This window comes from Amycolatopsis rhizosphaerae, from assembly GCF_007713715.1.
GTDB classification, from domain to species: Bacteria; Actinomycetota; Actinomycetes; order Mycobacteriales; family Pseudonocardiaceae; genus Amycolatopsis_E; species Amycolatopsis_E rhizosphaerae.
In genome coordinates this window covers 1-14,607 of sequence record NZ_VJWX01000142.1, presented here as the reverse complement: position 1 = coordinate 14,607, position 14,607 = coordinate 1, and the positions used below count along the sequence as shown (strand labels likewise).

At 71.6% G+C, this 14,607-nt stretch carries 17 protein-coding genes; 4 read left to right on the top strand and 13 right to left on the bottom strand.

What is annotated here, in order from left to right; translation table 11 throughout:
* On the top strand, nucleotides 1-994 hold a 994-nt coding region (locus FNH05_RS16160; protein WP_144589036.1), incomplete at its 5' end, for an NAD(P)H-dependent flavin oxidoreductase.
* Here FNH05_RS16160 and FNH05_RS16155 read toward each other — a convergent pair.
* The 3 genes from FNH05_RS16155 to FNH05_RS16145 all read right to left on the bottom strand — a co-directional run bounded on the left by FNH05_RS16155 (nucleotide 995) and on the right by FNH05_RS16145 (nucleotide 4,550).
* Nucleotides 995-2,398, bottom strand: coding sequence for an amino acid permease (locus FNH05_RS16155; protein WP_144589034.1), 1,404 nt, complete (start codon nucleotides 2,396-2,398; stop codon nucleotides 995-997). It abuts the gene before it with no gap.
* A 109-nt stretch (nucleotides 2,399-2,507) separates the two neighbouring features.
* Nucleotides 2,508-3,470, bottom strand: coding sequence for an alpha/beta hydrolase (locus tag FNH05_RS16150; protein ID WP_144589032.1), 963 nt, complete (start codon nucleotides 3,468-3,470; stop codon nucleotides 2,508-2,510).
* A gap of 114 nt (nucleotides 3,471-3,584) precedes the next feature.
* Nucleotides 3,585-4,550, bottom strand: coding sequence for a zinc-binding dehydrogenase (locus FNH05_RS16145; protein ID WP_144589030.1), 966 nt, complete (start codon nucleotides 4,548-4,550; stop codon nucleotides 3,585-3,587).
* A 43-nt stretch (nucleotides 4,551-4,593) separates the two neighbouring features.
* Here FNH05_RS16145 and FNH05_RS16140 point away from each other — a divergent pair, with 43 nt between their 5' ends.
* From FNH05_RS16140 to FNH05_RS16130, 3 genes are read left to right on the top strand one after another with little or no spacing between them, the layout of a single operon-like run.
* Nucleotides 4,594-4,794: a hypothetical protein gene (locus FNH05_RS16140; RefSeq protein WP_144589028.1), complete on the top strand. Its 201-nt coding sequence runs from the start codon at nucleotides 4,594-4,596 to the stop codon at nucleotides 4,792-4,794.
* Nucleotides 4,795-4,853: 59 nt separating this feature from the next.
* Nucleotides 4,854-5,270 (top strand): guanyl-specific ribonuclease, encoded by a 417-nt coding sequence (locus tag FNH05_RS16135; RefSeq protein WP_144589026.1) that lies wholly within the window; start codon nucleotides 4,854-4,856, stop codon nucleotides 5,268-5,270.
* A gap of 6 nt (nucleotides 5,271-5,276) precedes the next feature.
* The gene (locus FNH05_RS16130) at nucleotides 5,277-5,639 is read left to right on the top strand and encodes a barstar family protein (RefSeq protein WP_144589023.1); all 363 of its coding nucleotides are present in this window, start codon (nucleotides 5,277-5,279) and stop codon (nucleotides 5,637-5,639) included.
* 98 nt (nucleotides 5,640-5,737) lie between these two features.
* Here FNH05_RS16130 and FNH05_RS16125 read toward each other — a convergent pair whose 3' ends face one another.
* From FNH05_RS16125 to FNH05_RS16080, 10 genes are all read right to left on the bottom strand, one after another.
* The gene (locus tag FNH05_RS16125; protein ID WP_144589022.1) at nucleotides 5,738-6,511 is read right to left on the bottom strand and encodes an enoyl-CoA hydratase family protein; all 774 of its coding nucleotides are present in this window, start codon (nucleotides 6,509-6,511) and stop codon (nucleotides 5,738-5,740) included.
* Between the two features lie 57 nt (nucleotides 6,512-6,568).
* A complete protein-coding gene (locus FNH05_RS16120) occupies nucleotides 6,569-7,300 on the bottom strand; it encodes a sirohydrochlorin chelatase (RefSeq protein ID WP_144589019.1) in 732 nt (243 codons plus the stop codon).
* On the bottom strand, nucleotides 7,300-8,175 hold the full coding sequence (locus FNH05_RS16115; protein ID WP_144589017.1) for an ABC transporter permease: 876 nt from the start codon (nucleotides 8,173-8,175) through the stop codon (nucleotides 7,300-7,302). The genes FNH05_RS16120 and FNH05_RS16115 overlap by 1 nt, the downstream gene beginning before the upstream one ends.
* Nucleotides 8,162-8,962, bottom strand: coding sequence for an ABC transporter ATP-binding protein (locus tag FNH05_RS16110; protein WP_144589016.1), 801 nt, complete (start codon nucleotides 8,960-8,962; stop codon nucleotides 8,162-8,164). Before FNH05_RS16110 ends, FNH05_RS16115 begins: the two co-directional genes overlap by 14 nt.
* Nucleotides 8,963-9,003: 41 nt before the next feature.
* Nucleotides 9,004-10,068, bottom strand: a complete 1,065-nt coding sequence (locus FNH05_RS16105; RefSeq protein ID WP_144589014.1) for an ABC transporter substrate-binding protein — start codon at nucleotides 10,066-10,068, stop codon at nucleotides 9,004-9,006.
* A 28-nt stretch (nucleotides 10,069-10,096) separates the two neighbouring features.
* Nucleotides 10,097-11,398 carry a sulfate adenylyltransferase subunit 1 gene (locus FNH05_RS16100; protein ID WP_144589012.1) on the bottom strand — a complete coding sequence of 434 codons (1,302 nt, stop codon included), beginning with the start codon at nucleotides 11,396-11,398 and terminating at the stop codon, nucleotides 10,097-10,099.
* Nucleotides 11,398-12,339: a sulfate adenylyltransferase subunit CysD gene (gene cysD, locus FNH05_RS16095; protein WP_144589009.1), complete on the bottom strand. Its 942-nt coding sequence runs from the start codon at nucleotides 12,337-12,339 to the stop codon at nucleotides 11,398-11,400. Before cysD ends, FNH05_RS16100 begins: the two co-directional genes overlap by 1 nt.
* A 31-nt stretch (nucleotides 12,340-12,370) precedes the next feature.
* A complete protein-coding gene (locus FNH05_RS16090; RefSeq protein WP_144589007.1) occupies nucleotides 12,371-13,075 on the bottom strand; it encodes a phosphoadenylyl-sulfate reductase in 705 nt (234 codons plus the stop codon).
* A complete protein-coding gene (locus tag FNH05_RS39300) occupies nucleotides 13,072-13,221 on the bottom strand; it encodes an Insertion element protein (RefSeq protein ID WP_144589005.1) in 150 nt (49 codons plus the stop codon). Before FNH05_RS39300 ends, FNH05_RS16090 begins: the two co-directional genes overlap by 4 nt.
* On the bottom strand, nucleotides 13,218-14,607 hold a 1,390-nt coding region (locus FNH05_RS16080; RefSeq protein ID WP_144589003.1), incomplete at its 5' end, for a nitrite/sulfite reductase. The genes FNH05_RS16080 and FNH05_RS39300, both read right to left, overlap by 4 nt.

Here is a 14,607-nt window from a genome sequence, read left to right as displayed (position 1 = left end):
TTCCACCCCGGAGCTGGTGGCCGCGGTGGTCGAGGCCGGGGGGTCGGGTTTCCTCGCGGGCGGCTACCTCGGGGCCGAGGCGCTGGAAGCGCAGATCGCGAAGACCCGGGAGCTGACCGGGGGCCTGTTCGGGGTCAACCTGTTCGTGCCCGGCGAAAGGTCCACAGTGGACCTTTCCGGGTACGTCGCGCGGATTTCGAAGGTGGCGCGGCGGTACGGGGCCGAACCGGGCGAACCGCGCTGGGACGACGACGGCTATCCGGCCAAGCTGGATGTCGTGGTGGCCCGGCGCGTCCCGCTGGTGTCCTTCACCTTCGGCCTGCCTTCGCCGGAGGACGTCGCGCGCCTGCACGAGGCGGGCAGCCGGGTGGTCGTCACCGTCACGAACCCGGACGAGGCGGCGCGTGCCGCGGAGGCCGGCGCGGACGCCCTGTGCGTACAGGGCTACGAGGCGGGGGCGCACCGCGGGCTGTTCACCGACGACCCGGCCGATCCGGCCGGGGGCGCGGCCTACGGGCTGCTGGCCGCCCTGCGGCTGGTTTCGGTCCGGACCGGACTGCCGCTGATCGCGGCCGGTGGCCTGGTGCACGGTGCGGATGTGGCCGCGGTGCTCACGGCGGGCGCGGTGGCGGCCCAGGCGGGCACGGCGTTCCTGCGCGCCGACGAGGCCGGAACGCAGCCGGTGCACCGGCGGGCGCTGGCCGAAGGCGGCCGCGGCACGGCCTTCACCCGCGCGTTCAGCGGACGGCCCGCCCGCGGCATCGTGAACGGGTTCCTCACCGAGAACTCCGCACACGCTCCCGCGGCCTACCCGCAGGTGCACCACCTCACCCGGCCGGTGCGGGCCGCCGCCGCCCGGGCCGGGGACGAGGAGGGGCTGAGCCTGTGGGCGGGGCAGACCTACCCCCTGGTGACCGAGGGACCCGCGGCGGAGATCTTCGGCAGGCTGCGCGAACAGGCACTGGCGGCGCTGCGCCGGGTCGCCTCGGACTGATCACGCCAGCCGCGAGTGGCGGCGCGAGTACCCGAAGTAGATCGCCAGGCCGAGCACGAACCAGACCGCGAAGCGCAGCCAGGTCTCCGGCCGCAGGAAGGTGATCAGCCACAGGGAGAACACCACACCGATCGCGGGTACCACCGGCACCCCGGGGCAGCGGAAGGTCCGGGGCAGGTCGGGCCTGCGGCGCCGCAGCACGATCACCGCGACGCACACCACCACGAACGCGAGCAGGATGCCGATGTTGGTCAGCTCCGCCGCGGCTCCGATCGGCAGCAGGCCGGCGATGACCGCGGCGGCGACGCCGAGCACCCACGTCATCCGGGTGGGCACCCTCCGCTGAGGGTGGGTGGCGGAGAACCACGGCGGCAGCAGGCCGTCGCGGCTCATCGAGTAGCCCACGCGGGTGGCGCCGAGCAGGAAGGTGAACAGCACGGTCAGGATGCCCAGGATCGCGCCCACCGCGATGACCGCGCCGAGCGCGGGAAGGCCGACCGAGGCGAACGCGCTGGAAAACGCGCTTTCGCTGCTGATCTCGGGGTAGGGGACCATGCCGGTGAGCACCAGGCAGGCCAGCACGTACAGGACCATGGAGATGCCGAGCGAGTACAGGATCGCCTTGGGCATGTGCTTCTGGGAGTCGCGGGACTCCTCCGCCGCGGTGGACATGGCGTCGTAGCCGAACACGGCGAAGAACACGGTGGCGGCCCCGGTGAAGGCGCCGCCGATGCCGAACGGGAAGAAGTCCGACCAGTTGCCGGTCTTGATGTGGAACGCCCCGACCACGATCACCAGCAGCACCAGGGCGATCTTGAGGTACACCAGCAGGGTTTCGAACCGCGCCGCCGAGCGCATCCCCTGGTTGAGCACGAAGGCGATCAGCAGGCACAGCAGCACGGCGAACAGGTTCACCTTGTAGGAACCGGGGGCGACGCCGTGCGGTTCGGTGCCGGGCGCCCCGGACATCCACAACGGCAGTTTCACGTGCAGGAAGCCCAGCAGGTCGTTGAAGTAGCCGGAGATGCCGATGGCGACCACCGCGACGATCGCGGTGTACTCCAGCAGCAGGTCCCAGCCGATGAACCAGCCGACGAGCTCGCCCAGCACCGCGTAGCCGTAGGTGTAGGCCGAACCGGCTCGCGGGATGAGCCCGGCGAACTCGGCGTAGGAGAAGGCCGCCGCCGCGCTCGCGACACCGGCGATGAGGAAGGAGATGAGCACCGCCGGGCCCGCGGTCTCGTGCGCGACGGCCCCGGCCAGGGAGAAGATCCCGGCGCCGATGATGCCGCCGATGCCGATGGCGGTCAGCTGCCACAGGCCGAGGGTGCGGTGCAGGCCCCCGGTCTCCGCCGACTCGATCTGATCGATGGGTTTGCGGCGGAAGATCCCGGCGGCGGCCATGAACGTCCCCAATCAGTCCGCGAACGGCGATTCGGGCACGGTATCCCAAACCCTCCCGGGGCGGCAGCTGCGAACGGAGGCTTCGTGCTTGCTCCTGGCGGACCCGCGCTCAGCCCGCGGCCGCCTCCAGCTCCTCCGCCACCCGTTCCTCCCCGCGCCTGCGGAGCGCGCCCGCGGCGAAGTAACCGAGCAGCTCGGCCAGGGCCGAGGGGTCGTCGAGCTGCGGGCAGTGCCCCCAGTCCTCCCGCACCAGCAGGCGGCTGTGCGGCACCAGGGAATGCAGGCGGCGACCGGAATCGGCGCTGACCAGCCGGTCCTTGCCGCAGGCGACCACCAGCAGGGGTACCTCGATGCCGTCGATCCCGCCGTAGGCCTCGGCGAGCTCCTCGACGAGCTGCCGCGCCTGGTCCAGCCTGCCGGTCACGGTCCGGTAGTCGGGGAAGAGCTCGGTGAAGCGCCGGACGTGCTCCTGTTCGGCGACCCCGTGATCGGCGTAGAGCAGCCTCGGCACCACGTACTCGGCGATCGAGCGCACCAGGAACCCGGGGACGGGCAGGGGCAGCGACGACCACATCCGCAGAGGCAGGCTGCCCACCGCGCGCACGAGCCAGCGGTCGACGAACCCGGGCGCGGCGACGGACACCACGCCGGCGACGGGCCGCCGGGCGGTGTAGGCCGCGCGGAGGCTCATGGTGCCGCCGAGGGAGTTCCCCGCGAGCACCACGTCGCCCTGGGCCGTCTGCTCCTTGAGGACCGCGTCGACGAACAGGTCGAGTTGCGGCAGCATCGCGCCGGACCGCAGGGGCTCGGCGTCACCGAATCCGGGCAGGTCGACCGCGACCGCGGGGAGCCCCGCTTCGGCGAGTTCGGCCAGCACGGGACGCCACGTGTCCGCGCTGTCGCAGTAACCGTGCAGCAGCACCAGTCTCGGCCCGCTGTTCTGCCGGGCCGAGACGGTTTCCAGTACGCGGGTCCGGACGCCGGCATAGCTGCGGTAGCCGGCCCGGATCCGCTCCGGGCCGGCCGGACGAGCGTCCGGGGGCCGGCCTTGTTCCCGCCTCATTGCGGTCATGTATCCAGATTAGCGAGGAAATCTCATTTTTCCTCAAGGGTTTCCGGGTCACGAAGCCGCATCGGGAGCCCGTCGACAGGACGGTGCCGCAGGCCGGGGCCTATTTCCGCCGGTTCACTTCGTGAACACGATCTTTCCGGCCGTCTCGCCCGCGAGCATGTCCCGGAACCCCTTCTCCGCGTCCGCGAGCGGCAGCTCCGCCCCGATCTGGGGCCGGATCCCCGCCAGGTCCACGTAGTGGAGCAGGCTTTCCAGTTCGTCCCGGGTGCCCATGGTCGAACCGGCCACCCGCAGTTGCAGGAAGAACACGCGCTGCAGGTCGGCGCTCGGGTCGGGACCGCTGGTCGAACCGGACACCACCACGATGCCGCCCGGCTTGAGCGACTTGAGCGAATGGCCCCAGGTCGCCTTCCCGACCGTCTCGAACACCGCGTCCACCCGGTCCGGCAGCCGCGCGCCCGATTCGAAGGCCTGGTGCGCGCCCAGCGACTCGGCCAGTGCCCGCTTCTCCTCGCTGCGTCCGGTCACCCACACCCGGAAACCGGCCGCGCGGCCCAGCTGGATCAGCGCGGTCGACACCCCGCCGGAGGCGCCCTGCACCAGCATCGTCTGCCCGGGCCGCAGCCCCGACTTGACGAAGAGCATGCGGTAGGCGGTCAGCCACGCGGTACCCATCACGGCCGCCTCGGAGAAGGACAGGCCCGCCGGCTTCGGGATGGCGTTGCGGGCCGGGACCACCACGTAGTCGGCGAAGGTGCCCTGGTGCTTCTCGGTGAGCAGGGTGCGCTTGGGGTCGAGGGTGTCGTCACCCTGCCAGCCGGGGGCGTTGACCACCGAGTGCAGGACGACCTCGGTGCCGTCCTCGAGCACTCCGGCCCCGTCGCAGCCGAGGATCATCGGGAACTGCTCTCCCCTGATCCCCACCCCGCGCAGGGTCCAGATGTCGTGCATGTTGAGGCTGGCGGCCTTGACAGCGACTTTCACCCAGCCATCCGGCACCTCCGGCTCGGGGCGCTCCCCCACGACGAGCGCGTCCAGCGGGTTGTCCGGCTTCGGTTCTCGGGCGTACACGGCGAACATGCCAGCAACGTACCGCGATCAAGCGGCGCGTACGCTGTGAGCTGTGTTCAACGGGCTGGCCAACTGGTGGGACAACGCCGAGCTGTGGCTCGCGCAGTTGTGGTTCCCCCTCCAGTTCATCCTGGTCGTGGCCGTGCTCGGACCGCTGTGTCTCGGCGCGGCGTGGCTGATCGACCGGATCGTCGACCGGATCGGTGCCTGGTTCGGCTCGGCCCCCGACCGGGACTCCCCGCCCCGGTCTTAAGGTGTCCTGGTGTCGAAGATGAACGGGACAGGTGTGCGTTTCGCACGCGGGTGCCGCCGATGAAGACCTCCACCAGCAGAACGCGCATCACGGTCGCCCTGATCGGGCTCATCGTGCTCGTCCTCGGCGGCTGGCTGGTCAGAGAGGTCGGCGGCAGCGGCGGTACGGGGCCCGGCCCCAGTACGGCCTCGCTTCCCGGGCGCGCCCTGTCCACCCTTCCGCCCGAAGCCACCCAGACCTGGAAGCTGATCGAAAAGGGCGGTCCGTTCCCGTATCCCCGCAACGACGGGGTGGTGTTCGAAAACCGGGAGAAGCGGCTGCCCGAAAAGCAGTCGGGTTATTACCATGAGTACACGGTGCCCACCCCCGGCAGCCAGGACCGGGGCCCGCGACGGCTGATCACCGGTAAGTCGCAGGAGCTCTACTACACCGGTGATCATTACTCCACGTTCGTCGTCGTCGATCCCAGCAGGTAAAAGGCCATGGAGCAGCTCACCGTCAAGACCGTCACCGAGCAGGCCCGTGCGCGTGGCGCCTACTCGCACCTGCTGGCCGGGCATCCGGTGGACAAGATGTCCACGATGGAGGCCATCGCCGCGGCCCTGTCGTTCCCCGACTGGTTCGGCCGCAACCTGGACGCCCTCTACGACTGCCTCACCGACCTGTCGTGGCTCCCCAGTGGCGAGCACGTGCTCATCTGGGCCGGTTCCGAGGACCTCAAGCAGGCCGACCCCAGGGCGTACCTGGCGATCCGCAGCGTCCTCTCCGACGCCGAGCGGGCACTGGCGCCGGGCGGGGACCGGGCGGACAGCCGCCGCCTCACCGTCACCCTCATCGACGCCTGACCCCCCGCCACCCTGGGGCTGGTCGGGCCGTGAAGGGTCCCTTCACCGTCAAATCGACTGTGAAGGGACCCTTCACGGCAGCGGCCGGACAGACAGGGTCAGTCGGCGGGGACCCAGGCGGGGCGGCGCTTCTGGGCGAAGGCGGTGATGCCTTCCTGGCCCTCTTCGCTCGCGAAGAACCGTGCGGACAGCTCGTTCATCGCCGCGAACCCGGCCGACGGCGAGGCCGGTTTCGGGGCGGCGAGCAGTTCCTTCGTCGCGGCCAGCGCCTTCGGGCCACCCAGAACCAGTGCGCGCACGTAGCGGGCCACCTCGTCGTCCAGCCGCTCCCCATCGGTCACGGCCGTGATGAGCCCGATCCGGGCGGCGCGCTCGGCGTCGAACACCTCGCCGGTGAGGAACAGTTCCTGCGCCGCCCTCGGCGCGATCCGGGGCAGGACGACCAGCGAGATGACCGCCGGGACCACGCCGATCCGGACCTCGGAGAAGGCGAAGGTGGCCTCGCGCGCGGCCACCACGATGTCGGAGGCGGCCACCATGCCGACGCCGCCCGCCCTGGCGGGCCCGGCCAGGCGGGTGACGACCGGCTTCGGGCTGTTCCACAGCTGCTCGAGGATCCCGGGGAACTCGTTGACACCCTGGTTGCCGGCCTCGGCGCCCCTGGCCTCCTTGAGGTCCATTCCTGAGCAGAACACCGGACCGGTGTGGGTGAGCACGATCACCCGGACGGCGTCGTCGTCCTGGGCCTTCGTCAGGCTCTCGCGCAACTCGCGCCGCAGCTGTGAGGACAGCGCGTTGCGGTTGTGCGGTGAGTCGAGGGTGATCGTCGCGGTACCACTCGCCACTGAGTAGTGCACCAGTTCGTCAGGCATGGCTGTCACCTTGCCACAGAGCGGGGGCGTGATCCGCCCACCGTGACGAGGCCCGCGTCACGTCGCCAGTGCGAGGCGAACAGGGGCGAGGGACTCGCGGTATCGGGCCAGGACGACGGAGGCGACGCGCGGGTCGGGGGCGAGGGGCCCGGCGAGCCGGACGGTGGGATCAGCCTCGCGGGCCAGTGCCGCGATCCGGTCCGGGAGGCGGCCGGGGGCCAGAAACCACGACGCGACGGCCAGTCGCCGGGCGCCCTGGGCCCGCAGCCGGGCGATGGCGGCGGGGACGTCCGGCCGCGCCGCGCTCGCGAACGCGGGGACGACGCGCATCCGGTACCGCGCTGTCCACTGTCGCGCCAGCAGGGCCACCACCGCGTTCGCCGGGGCGTGCGAAGACCCCGCCGCGGCGAGCACCACGCCCTGGCCGGGGTCGCCGGGATCGGCACCGGCCGCGATCAGCTTCTCGAGCGCGACCTCGGCCAGCACCGGGTCGGGGCCCAGCACGCCGGACACGGTGACCTGCGGCCCCCGCACGTTCGCCACGAGCGCGGGCACGTCGACCCGGGCGTGGTAGGCGCTGCCGAGCAGCAGCGGCACCACCACGATGTGCCGGTGCCCCCGGGCGTGCAGGCCGCACAGCACGTCCGGCAGCAACGGCGCGGAGAGGTCCAAAAAGGACACGTGGGTCTCCGGGCCGTCCGCGGGGAACGACCGGGTCAGCGCGCGGACCGCCGCCGCCGACCGGGGATCGCGGCTGCCGTGCGCGACGACGACCAGTGGCGGGGCCATCACGCCGATCCGCTCAGTCCGCGGGCCCGCAGCACCGACCGCTCCAGCGGGCGGAACACCAGCAGTTCGATGCCCACCCCGACCAGCAGGATGAGCACGATCGCCGAGATCACCGTCGGCATGTCCGACAGCGTCCTGCCGTCGTCGAGGTAGGCGCCCAGCCCCTTGCCCAGCAACGGGGAGGTCGCGATGATCTCGGCCGCCATCAGCGAACGCCACGAGAACGCCCAGCCCTGCTTGAGCCCGGCGAGATAGCCGGGCAGCGCGGCGGGCAGCAGGATGTGCCACGACGCCTTGAGCCTGCCCGCGCCGAGTACCTTGCCCACGCGCGGCAGGATCGGCGGGATCTGGTCGATCCCGGCCACCAGCCCGTTGGCGATCGACGGCACGCTGCCCAGCAGCAGCACCGCGTACATCGCGGTGGGGGAGACCCCGAACCACAGCACCGCGGCCGGTACCCAGGCCACCGAAGGCAGGCTCTGCAGGCCGGACAGGAACGGCCCGAGCGCCGAGCGCACCAGCCGCACCTTGGCCACCAGCAGCCCGAGCGGGGTGGCGAGCACGATCGCGATCAGGAAGCCGAACACGGCGCGGTGCACCGAGGTCCAGACGAAGCCGAGCGCCTCGCCGTCGGCCACCCGCGTCCACAGTTCCCCGCCCACCGCCAGCGGCGCGGGGAGCTGGTATTCGGGCCAGAACGCCGCCGCCCACAGCGCCTGCCACACCGCGATGACGAGCACGAGGAACGCCACCGGCGGGAGAACGGCCCGCAGCAACCGTGCCGCGCGGCCCGGCCCTTCGGCGTCCTCGGGGGGAGTGTCGAGGGCGTCGAGGCCCGCGCCGACCGCCGCGTCGAGATCGTCAAGCCGCGGCATGACTGGAGATCACCTCACGCAGACGCTGGTTGATCGTCTCGGTCAGCGCCCGTTCTTCGGGCGCGGAAAGCCCGCCGACCGGCCACTGCTGCACCACGCGTCCCGGTCGCGACGACAGCAGCACCACGCGCTGCCCCAGCCGCACGGCCTCGCGAACATCGTGGGTCACGAACACGACGGCGGTGCCGGTGGTGCGCCAGACCCGCAGCAGCTCGCCCTGCAGCACGTCGCGCGTGATCGCGTCGAGCGCGGAAAACGGCTCGTCCATGAGCAGCAGCGAGGGCCGCGAGGCCGCCTCGTCCGAGGTGTGCAGCGCCGAGGCGAGCGCGCGGGCCAGCGCGACGCGCTGGCGCATGCCGCCCGACAGCTCGTGCGGCCGTTTCCTGCCCGCCCCGTCGAGGCGGACCAGTTCGAGCAGTTCCCCGGTGCGGCTCTTGCGGGCCGCGCGGGGCACTCCGGCCAGCCGCAGCGGCAGTTCCACATTGGCCGCGGCGGTCAGCCACGGCATCAGCGCCGCTTCCTGGAACATCACCGCGGGCCGGGAGCTGTTCAGCTCGATCGTGCCCGCGGAGGGGCGGTCCAGTCCGGCGATCAGGTTGAGCAGCGTGGTCTTGCCGCAGCCGGAGGCGCCGAGGAGGCAGACGAACTCGCCCGGGGCCACGTCGAGGTCGACCCCGGCGAGTGCGGCGAGGGTGCGGCGGCCCTGGCCGAAGCTCTTGTGCACCCCGGCCAGCCGCACGGCGTGCCCCGTGGCCGGTCGCACGGAATCCTCCACCGTGGCCGTCATCCGACTCGCCTGCCTTCCTCGGTCGTCGCGATCGCCGGCGATCACTGGGCGTCCAGGCCCGCGGCGTCGGCCGCCGGTTTCCCGGCCTGCGCGAGCACGGTGTTCAACGCGGTGAGATCGAAGAAACCGGTCAGCTTCGGCGCCGTCTTGGCCACGCCCGCGGTCACCTGGTCCTGGGCCAGCTGCGGGAAGCGCGAGGCCAGCGGATCGGTGGTCAGCTCGATCGAGGAGAACGCCCGGTCCAGCACGGCGGGCGAAAGGCTCGAACCGGTGAGCGCCTTCAGCTGACGGTTGACCGCGGCCTTGGCCTCGGCCGGGTCGGTGGCGGCCAGGGAGCCGGCGTCCAGCAGGCCGCGCAGGACCGCCTGCACCGTCTGCGGATGCTGCGCGAGGAACTGCGTGCGCACCACGACGACCGTGGTCGGGAACCGCCCCTGGGGCCACAGGCTCTTCTCGTCCACCAGCACCTTCGCCCCAGCGTCGGCGACCAGCCGGGAGGACCACGGCTCGGGCAGCCACGCCCCGGCGATCGCGCCCTTGCCGAACTGGTCCAGCGTCACCGCGTTGTCCTCGTTCTGCACGCTGACGTCGGTGAGCTTCTGCTCCGCCAGCCACTTCTTGAGCGCGACGTCCTGGGTGTTGCCCGCCTGCGGATCGGCGATGATCTTGCCGTGGAGGTCCTGCGGGGCGGTGATCTCCGGCTTGACCACCAGCTGGGCGCCGCCCGAGGTCGCCCCCGAGATCAGGCGCACCGTCCGGCCGTCGGACTTGGCGAAGGCGTTGATCGCCGGGCCCGAGCCGATGAACCCGATGTCGAGCGAACCGCCCAGCAGCGCCGAAACCTCGTCCGGACCGGCGTTGAACCGGGTGGGGACGAGTTTGGTGCCGCTGCCGAGCCGCTGCGCGAAGTAGCCCTTGTCCAGCCCGATGAGCGCCGAAGCGTGCGTGACGTTGGGGAAGTAGCCCAGCCGCACCTCGGCGGCCGCGCCCTGGTCGGCCGCGGGCGCGGCACTGTCGGAGCCACCGGCGCGGGTGCAGCCGCTGAGCACGGCCAGGACGGTCAGTGCCATGGCGAGCAGGCCGATGCCGCGTCGCTGGACTCTCATGGGGGACCTTTCCGTTGGGGGGAAGGGACTACGGACCGGGGGAGACTTCGTCGCGGTCGCCGCGCAGGATCGGCAGCGGGGCACCGGCGAGGCCGGCCGCGAGGGTGGTGCCGTCGGCGGGGTCGATCAGCAGGAACGCCCCGGTGCGGCGGTTGACCGCGTAGTCGTCCACCGGCAGCGGTTCCGCGGTGCGCACGCGGACCTGGCCGATGTCGTTGAGCTCCAGCGTTTCCGGAGCGTCCATACTGGACAGACGCTGCTCGTCGAAGCGGGCGGTGAGTTCCTCGACGAAGGCGGGCACGGTGCGCGCGCCGTGCTTGACCAGCACGCGCGCGCCGGGACGCAGCGGCTTGTCGGACAGCCAGGCCAGCGTCGCGTCCAGCTCGTCCGACGGTACCGGCGCCCGGTCCGCGGCGGCGATCACGTCACCACGGGAGATGTCCAGCTCGTCGGCGAGCACGAGAGTGACCGAGCGGCCCGCCTCCGCGGACGCGAGTTCGCCGTCGGCGGTGTCGATCCGCGCCACCGTGGTGCGCAACCCGGCGGGCAGCACCACGACCTCGTCGCCCGGCCGCACGGTGCCCGCCGCCACCTGGCCCGCGTAGCCGCGGTAGTCCGGGTGCTCGGGCGTGCGCGGGCGGATCACGTACTGCACCGGGAACCGGAACGGCACGTCGTGCGGGTCGGGCGCGGGCGGCACCGTTTCGAGGTGGTGCAACAGGGTCGGGCCGGTGTACCAGGGGGTGCCGGCCGAACGCTCCACCACGTTGTCCCCCGCCAGCGCGGACACCGGGATGGCGAGCACCGCGCCCTCCGGGTACCCCAGCGCCGTGGCGTGCGCGCTGAACTCCTTGGTGATCACGGTGAAGGTCTCCTCGTCGTAGTCGACGAGGTCGATCTTGTTCACCGCGAGCACGAGCCGGGGCACGCCCAGCAGGGCGAGCACCGCGGCGTGGCGGCGGGTCTGCTCGACCACGCCCTTGCGCGCGTCGACCAGCAGCACCGCCAGTTGCGCGGTGGAGGCACCGGTGACCGTGTTGCGGGTGTACTGCACGTGCCCCGGGGTGTCGGCCAGCACGAAGGTCCGCCTGGGCGTGGCGAAGTAGCGGTAGGCGACGTCGATGGTGATGCCCTGCTCGCGCTCGGAGCGCAGCCCGTCGACCAGCAGGGAGAGGTCCGGTGTGGACAGACCGCGGTCCACGCTGGCGCGGGTGACCGCGTCGAGCTGGTCGGCCAGCACCGACTTGGTGTCGTAGAGCAACCGGCCGACCAAAGTGGACTTCCCGTCGTCCACACTGCCCGCGGTGGCCAGGCGAAGTAATGAACTCATCAGAAGTAGCCCTCCCGCTTGCGGTCCTCCATGGCGGCTTCGGACAGGCGGTCGTCGGCCCGGGTCGCGCCGCGCTCGGTGAGCCGGCTCGCCAGCACCTCGGCGATGACCTCCTCCACCGTGGCCGCGGTGGATTCCACCGCGCCGGTGCAGGAACCGTCGCCCACGGTGCGGTAGCGCACGCTCAGTTCCCGGACGTCCTCGCCTTCGCGAGGCCCGCCCCACGGGCCGGAGGTGAGCCACATCCCGTCCCGCCGGTAGACCGGGCGACGGTGCGCGTAGTAGATCGAGGGCAGCTCGATCCCCTCGCGGGCGATGTAGTGCCACACGTCGGCTTCGGTCCAGTTGGACAGCGGGAACACCCGCACATGTTCTCCCGGACGGTGCCGTCCGTTGTAGAGGTTCCACAACTCGGGACGCTGCCGCCGGGGATCCCACTGCCCGAAGGCGTTGCGGAGGCTGAAGATGCGCTCCTTGGCGCGGGCGCGCTCCTCGTCGCGGCGGCCTCCGCCGAACACCGCGTCGAACCGGTGCTCGGCGATGGTGTCCAGCAGCGGCTGGGTCTGCAGCGGATTGCGGGTGCCGTCGGCGCGTTCGGTGAGCCGCCCGTCGTCGATCCAGTCCTGCACGCGCGCCACGACCAGGCGCAGGCCGTGCCGGGCCACCACCTCGTCGCGGAACGCGATGACCTCGTCGAAGTTGTGGCCGGTGTCCACGTGCAGCAGCGGGAACGGCACCGGCGCCGGCCAGAACGCCTTGATCGCCAGGTGCAGCAGGAGGGTGGAGTCCTTGCCGCCGGAGAACAGGATCACCGGGCGGTCGAACTCGCCCGCCACCTCGCGGAAGATGTGGATGGCCTCGGATTCCAGCGCGGTGAGGTGGTCGGAGCCGAACACCGTGCCGGACTCGGCGCCGGTTCCGGCTGCGGAAACGGAAGTCATGGCTGCCTTTCTGAACCCTTCTCGCCCTCGTTCAGCCGTGCAGGCCGCATTCGGTCTTGGCCTTGCCCGCCCACCGCCCGCTGCGGGGGTCGGCGCCGGGGGCGACCTTGGCCGTGCACGGCGCGCAGCCGATCGACAGGTAGCCCTCGGAGACGAGCGTGTTCTCCAGGACGCCGTGGGATTCGAGGTAGTCGCGGAACTCCTCGTCGGTCCACGGGGCGATCGGGTTGATCTTCACCAGGCCGTTGCGCTCGTCCCAGGTGACGATCGGGGTGTTCGCGCGGGTCGGTGCGTCGGCCCGGCGCACCCCGGTGACCCACGCCGAATAGCGGGACAGGGTCCTGCGCAGCGGGACCACCTTGCGCAACCGGCAGCACAGGTTCGGGTCGCGCTCGTGCAGTTTCGGGCCGTACTCGGCGTCCTGCTGCGCCACGGTCTGCTCGGGCACGGCGTTGACGATCCGGATGTCCGGGTAGACGGTGGCGACCGCGTCCCGGGTCCCGATCGTCTCCGCGAAGTGGTATCCGGTCTCGAGGAACAGAACGTCCACATCGGACTTCACCTGGGTGGCCAGGTCGATGAGCACGGCGTCCTGCATGTTAGAGGCCACGATGAAGTCGTCGCCGAAGGTGTCGGCGGTCCACTTCAGCGCGGTGAGCGCGTCCGCGTCCGCCAGTGCCCGGCCCGCCTCCTCCGCCAGCGCCCGCAGTTCCGCTTCCCTGGTGGCCGTGGTCATCGCACTCCCTCTGGTTGCCGTATTCCGATGAACTTCACGGAAAACACCCGGCGGCACGCGACGCACAGCCAGCCCTCGGCTTCGTCCGGCCGCAGATCCTCTTCACCGCAGTAGGGGCAGTTCAACGGTGTGGCGCGCTCACTCATCGCAGCTCGTCCTCCGGGGCCCGCGCCGCCCACTGCGCGAACCGCTCGCCCGGTTCCCGGCCCGCGTGGTAGTGGCGCACCACCCGCTCGACGTAGCCGACCAGTTCGCCGCCGGTCACCTTGTGCCCGCGCAGTTTCCGGCCGAACCCGGCGTCGAGGCCGAGGCCGCCGCCCAGGTGCACCTGGAAACCCTCGACCTGGTTGCCCTCGTCGTCGGTGACGATCTGGCCCTTGAGCCCGATGTCGGCGGTCTGGATGCGGGCGCAGGAGTTCGGGCAGCCGTTGAGGTGCACGGTGACCGGGCTGTCCCCGGTGTCCAGTTCGGACTCGATGTCGGCCAGGCGCCGCTCCAGTTCGGTGACCAGCTCGCGCGCCCGCGCCTTGGTCTCCACGATCGCGAGCTTGCAGAACTCGATGCCGGTGCAGGCCATCACGCCGCGCCGCCAGGGGCTCGGCTCACTCGGCAGGCCGAGTTCGGCGAGTTCGGCCTGCAGTCCCGGCACCTCCGTCTCCGGCACGTCGAGCACCACGAGCTTCTGCAGCGGCGTCAGGCGCACGCGGGCGGAACCGGCGCGTTCGGCGGCCTTGGCCACCGCGATCAGCGTGGAGCCGGACAGGCGGCCGGCGATCGGTGCCGCGCCCACCGAGAACGTGCCGTCCTTCTGGCGGTGCACGCCGACGTGGTCCCGCTGGCGCCCGGGCGCCTGGGGTGCGGGACCGTCGAGCAGCCTTCGCCCGAGGTATTCGGTTTCGAGGACTTCACGGAACTTCCGCGCCCCCCAGTCCTTGACGAGGAACTTCAGCCGCGCCCGGGAACGCAGGCGGCGGTAGCCGTAGTCGCGGAAGACGCTGATCACGCCCTCCCACACCTCGGGCACTTCGGCGAGCGGCACCCACGCGCCCAGCCGCTGCGCGAGCATCGGGTTGGTGGAGAGCCCGCCGCCGACCCACAGGTCGAAGCCGGGACCGTGCTCGGGGTGGTGCACCCCGACGAAGGCCACGTCGTGGATTTCGTGCGCCACGTCCGGCAGCCCCGAAATCGCGGTCTTGAACTTGCGCGGCAGATTGGCGTATTCGGGCTTGCCGAGGTAACGGCGCTTGATCTCGTCGATGGCCGGGGTGGCATCGATGATCTCGTCGTCGGCGATGCCCGCCAGCGGCGAGCCGAGGATGACGCGCGGGCTGTCGCCGCAGGCGGTCATCGTGGTCAGCCCGGCGCCTTCGAGCTTGGCCCAGATGGCGGGCATGTCCTCGACGCGGATCCAGTGGTACTGGACGTTCTGCCGGTCGGTGATGTCGGCGGTGTCCCGCGCGTAGGTCTGGGAGATCTCGCCGATCAGCGCGAGCTGCCCGGTGGTCAGCGCGCCGCCGTCGATCCGCACGCGG

Bases quoted from the DNA above. Each gene is read 5' to 3' on its own strand.
- FNH05_RS16130 (WP_144589023.1), top strand. From the start codon at position 5,277: ATGGAGCAGCTCACCGTCAAGACCGTCACCGAGCAGGCCCGTGCGCGT.
- FNH05_RS39300 (WP_144589005.1), bottom strand. From the start codon at position 13,221: ATGAGTGAGCGCGCCACACCGTTGAACTGCCCCTACTGCGGTGAAGAG.
- FNH05_RS16105 (WP_144589014.1), bottom strand. From the start codon at position 10,068: ATGAGAGTCCAGCGACGCGGCATCGGCCTGCTCGCCATGGCACTGACC.
- FNH05_RS16115 (WP_144589017.1), bottom strand. From the start codon at position 8,175: ATGCCGCGGCTTGACGATCTCGACGCGGCGGTCGGCGCGGGCCTCGAC.
- FNH05_RS16120 (WP_144589019.1), bottom strand. From the start codon at position 7,300: ATGGCCCCGCCACTGGTCGTCGTCGCGCACGGCAGCCGCGATCCCCGG.
- FNH05_RS16100 (WP_144589012.1), bottom strand. From the start codon at position 11,398: ATGAGTTCATTACTTCGCCTGGCCACCGCGGGCAGTGTGGACGACGGG.
- FNH05_RS16090 (WP_144589007.1), bottom strand. From the start codon at position 13,075: ATGACCACGGCCACCAGGGAAGCGGAACTGCGGGCGCTGGCGGAGGAG.
- FNH05_RS16155 (WP_144589034.1), bottom strand. From the start codon at position 2,398: ATGGCCGCCGCCGGGATCTTCCGCCGCAAACCCATCGATCAGATCGAG.
- FNH05_RS16110 (WP_144589016.1), bottom strand. From the start codon at position 8,962: ATGACGGCCACGGTGGAGGATTCCGTGCGACCGGCCACGGGGCACGCC.
- FNH05_RS16150 (WP_144589032.1), bottom strand. From the start codon at position 3,470: ATGACCGCAATGAGGCGGGAACAAGGCCGGCCCCCGGACGCTCGTCCG.
- FNH05_RS16135 (WP_144589026.1), top strand. From the start codon at position 4,854: ATGAAGACCTCCACCAGCAGAACGCGCATCACGGTCGCCCTGATCGGG.
- FNH05_RS16145 (WP_144589030.1), bottom strand. From the start codon at position 4,550: ATGTTCGCCGTGTACGCCCGAGAACCGAAGCCGGACAACCCGCTGGAC.
- FNH05_RS16125 (WP_144589022.1), bottom strand. From the start codon at position 6,511: ATGCCTGACGAACTGGTGCACTACTCAGTGGCGAGTGGTACCGCGACG.
- cysD (WP_144589009.1), bottom strand. From the start codon at position 12,339: ATGACTTCCGTTTCCGCAGCCGGAACCGGCGCCGAGTCCGGCACGGTG.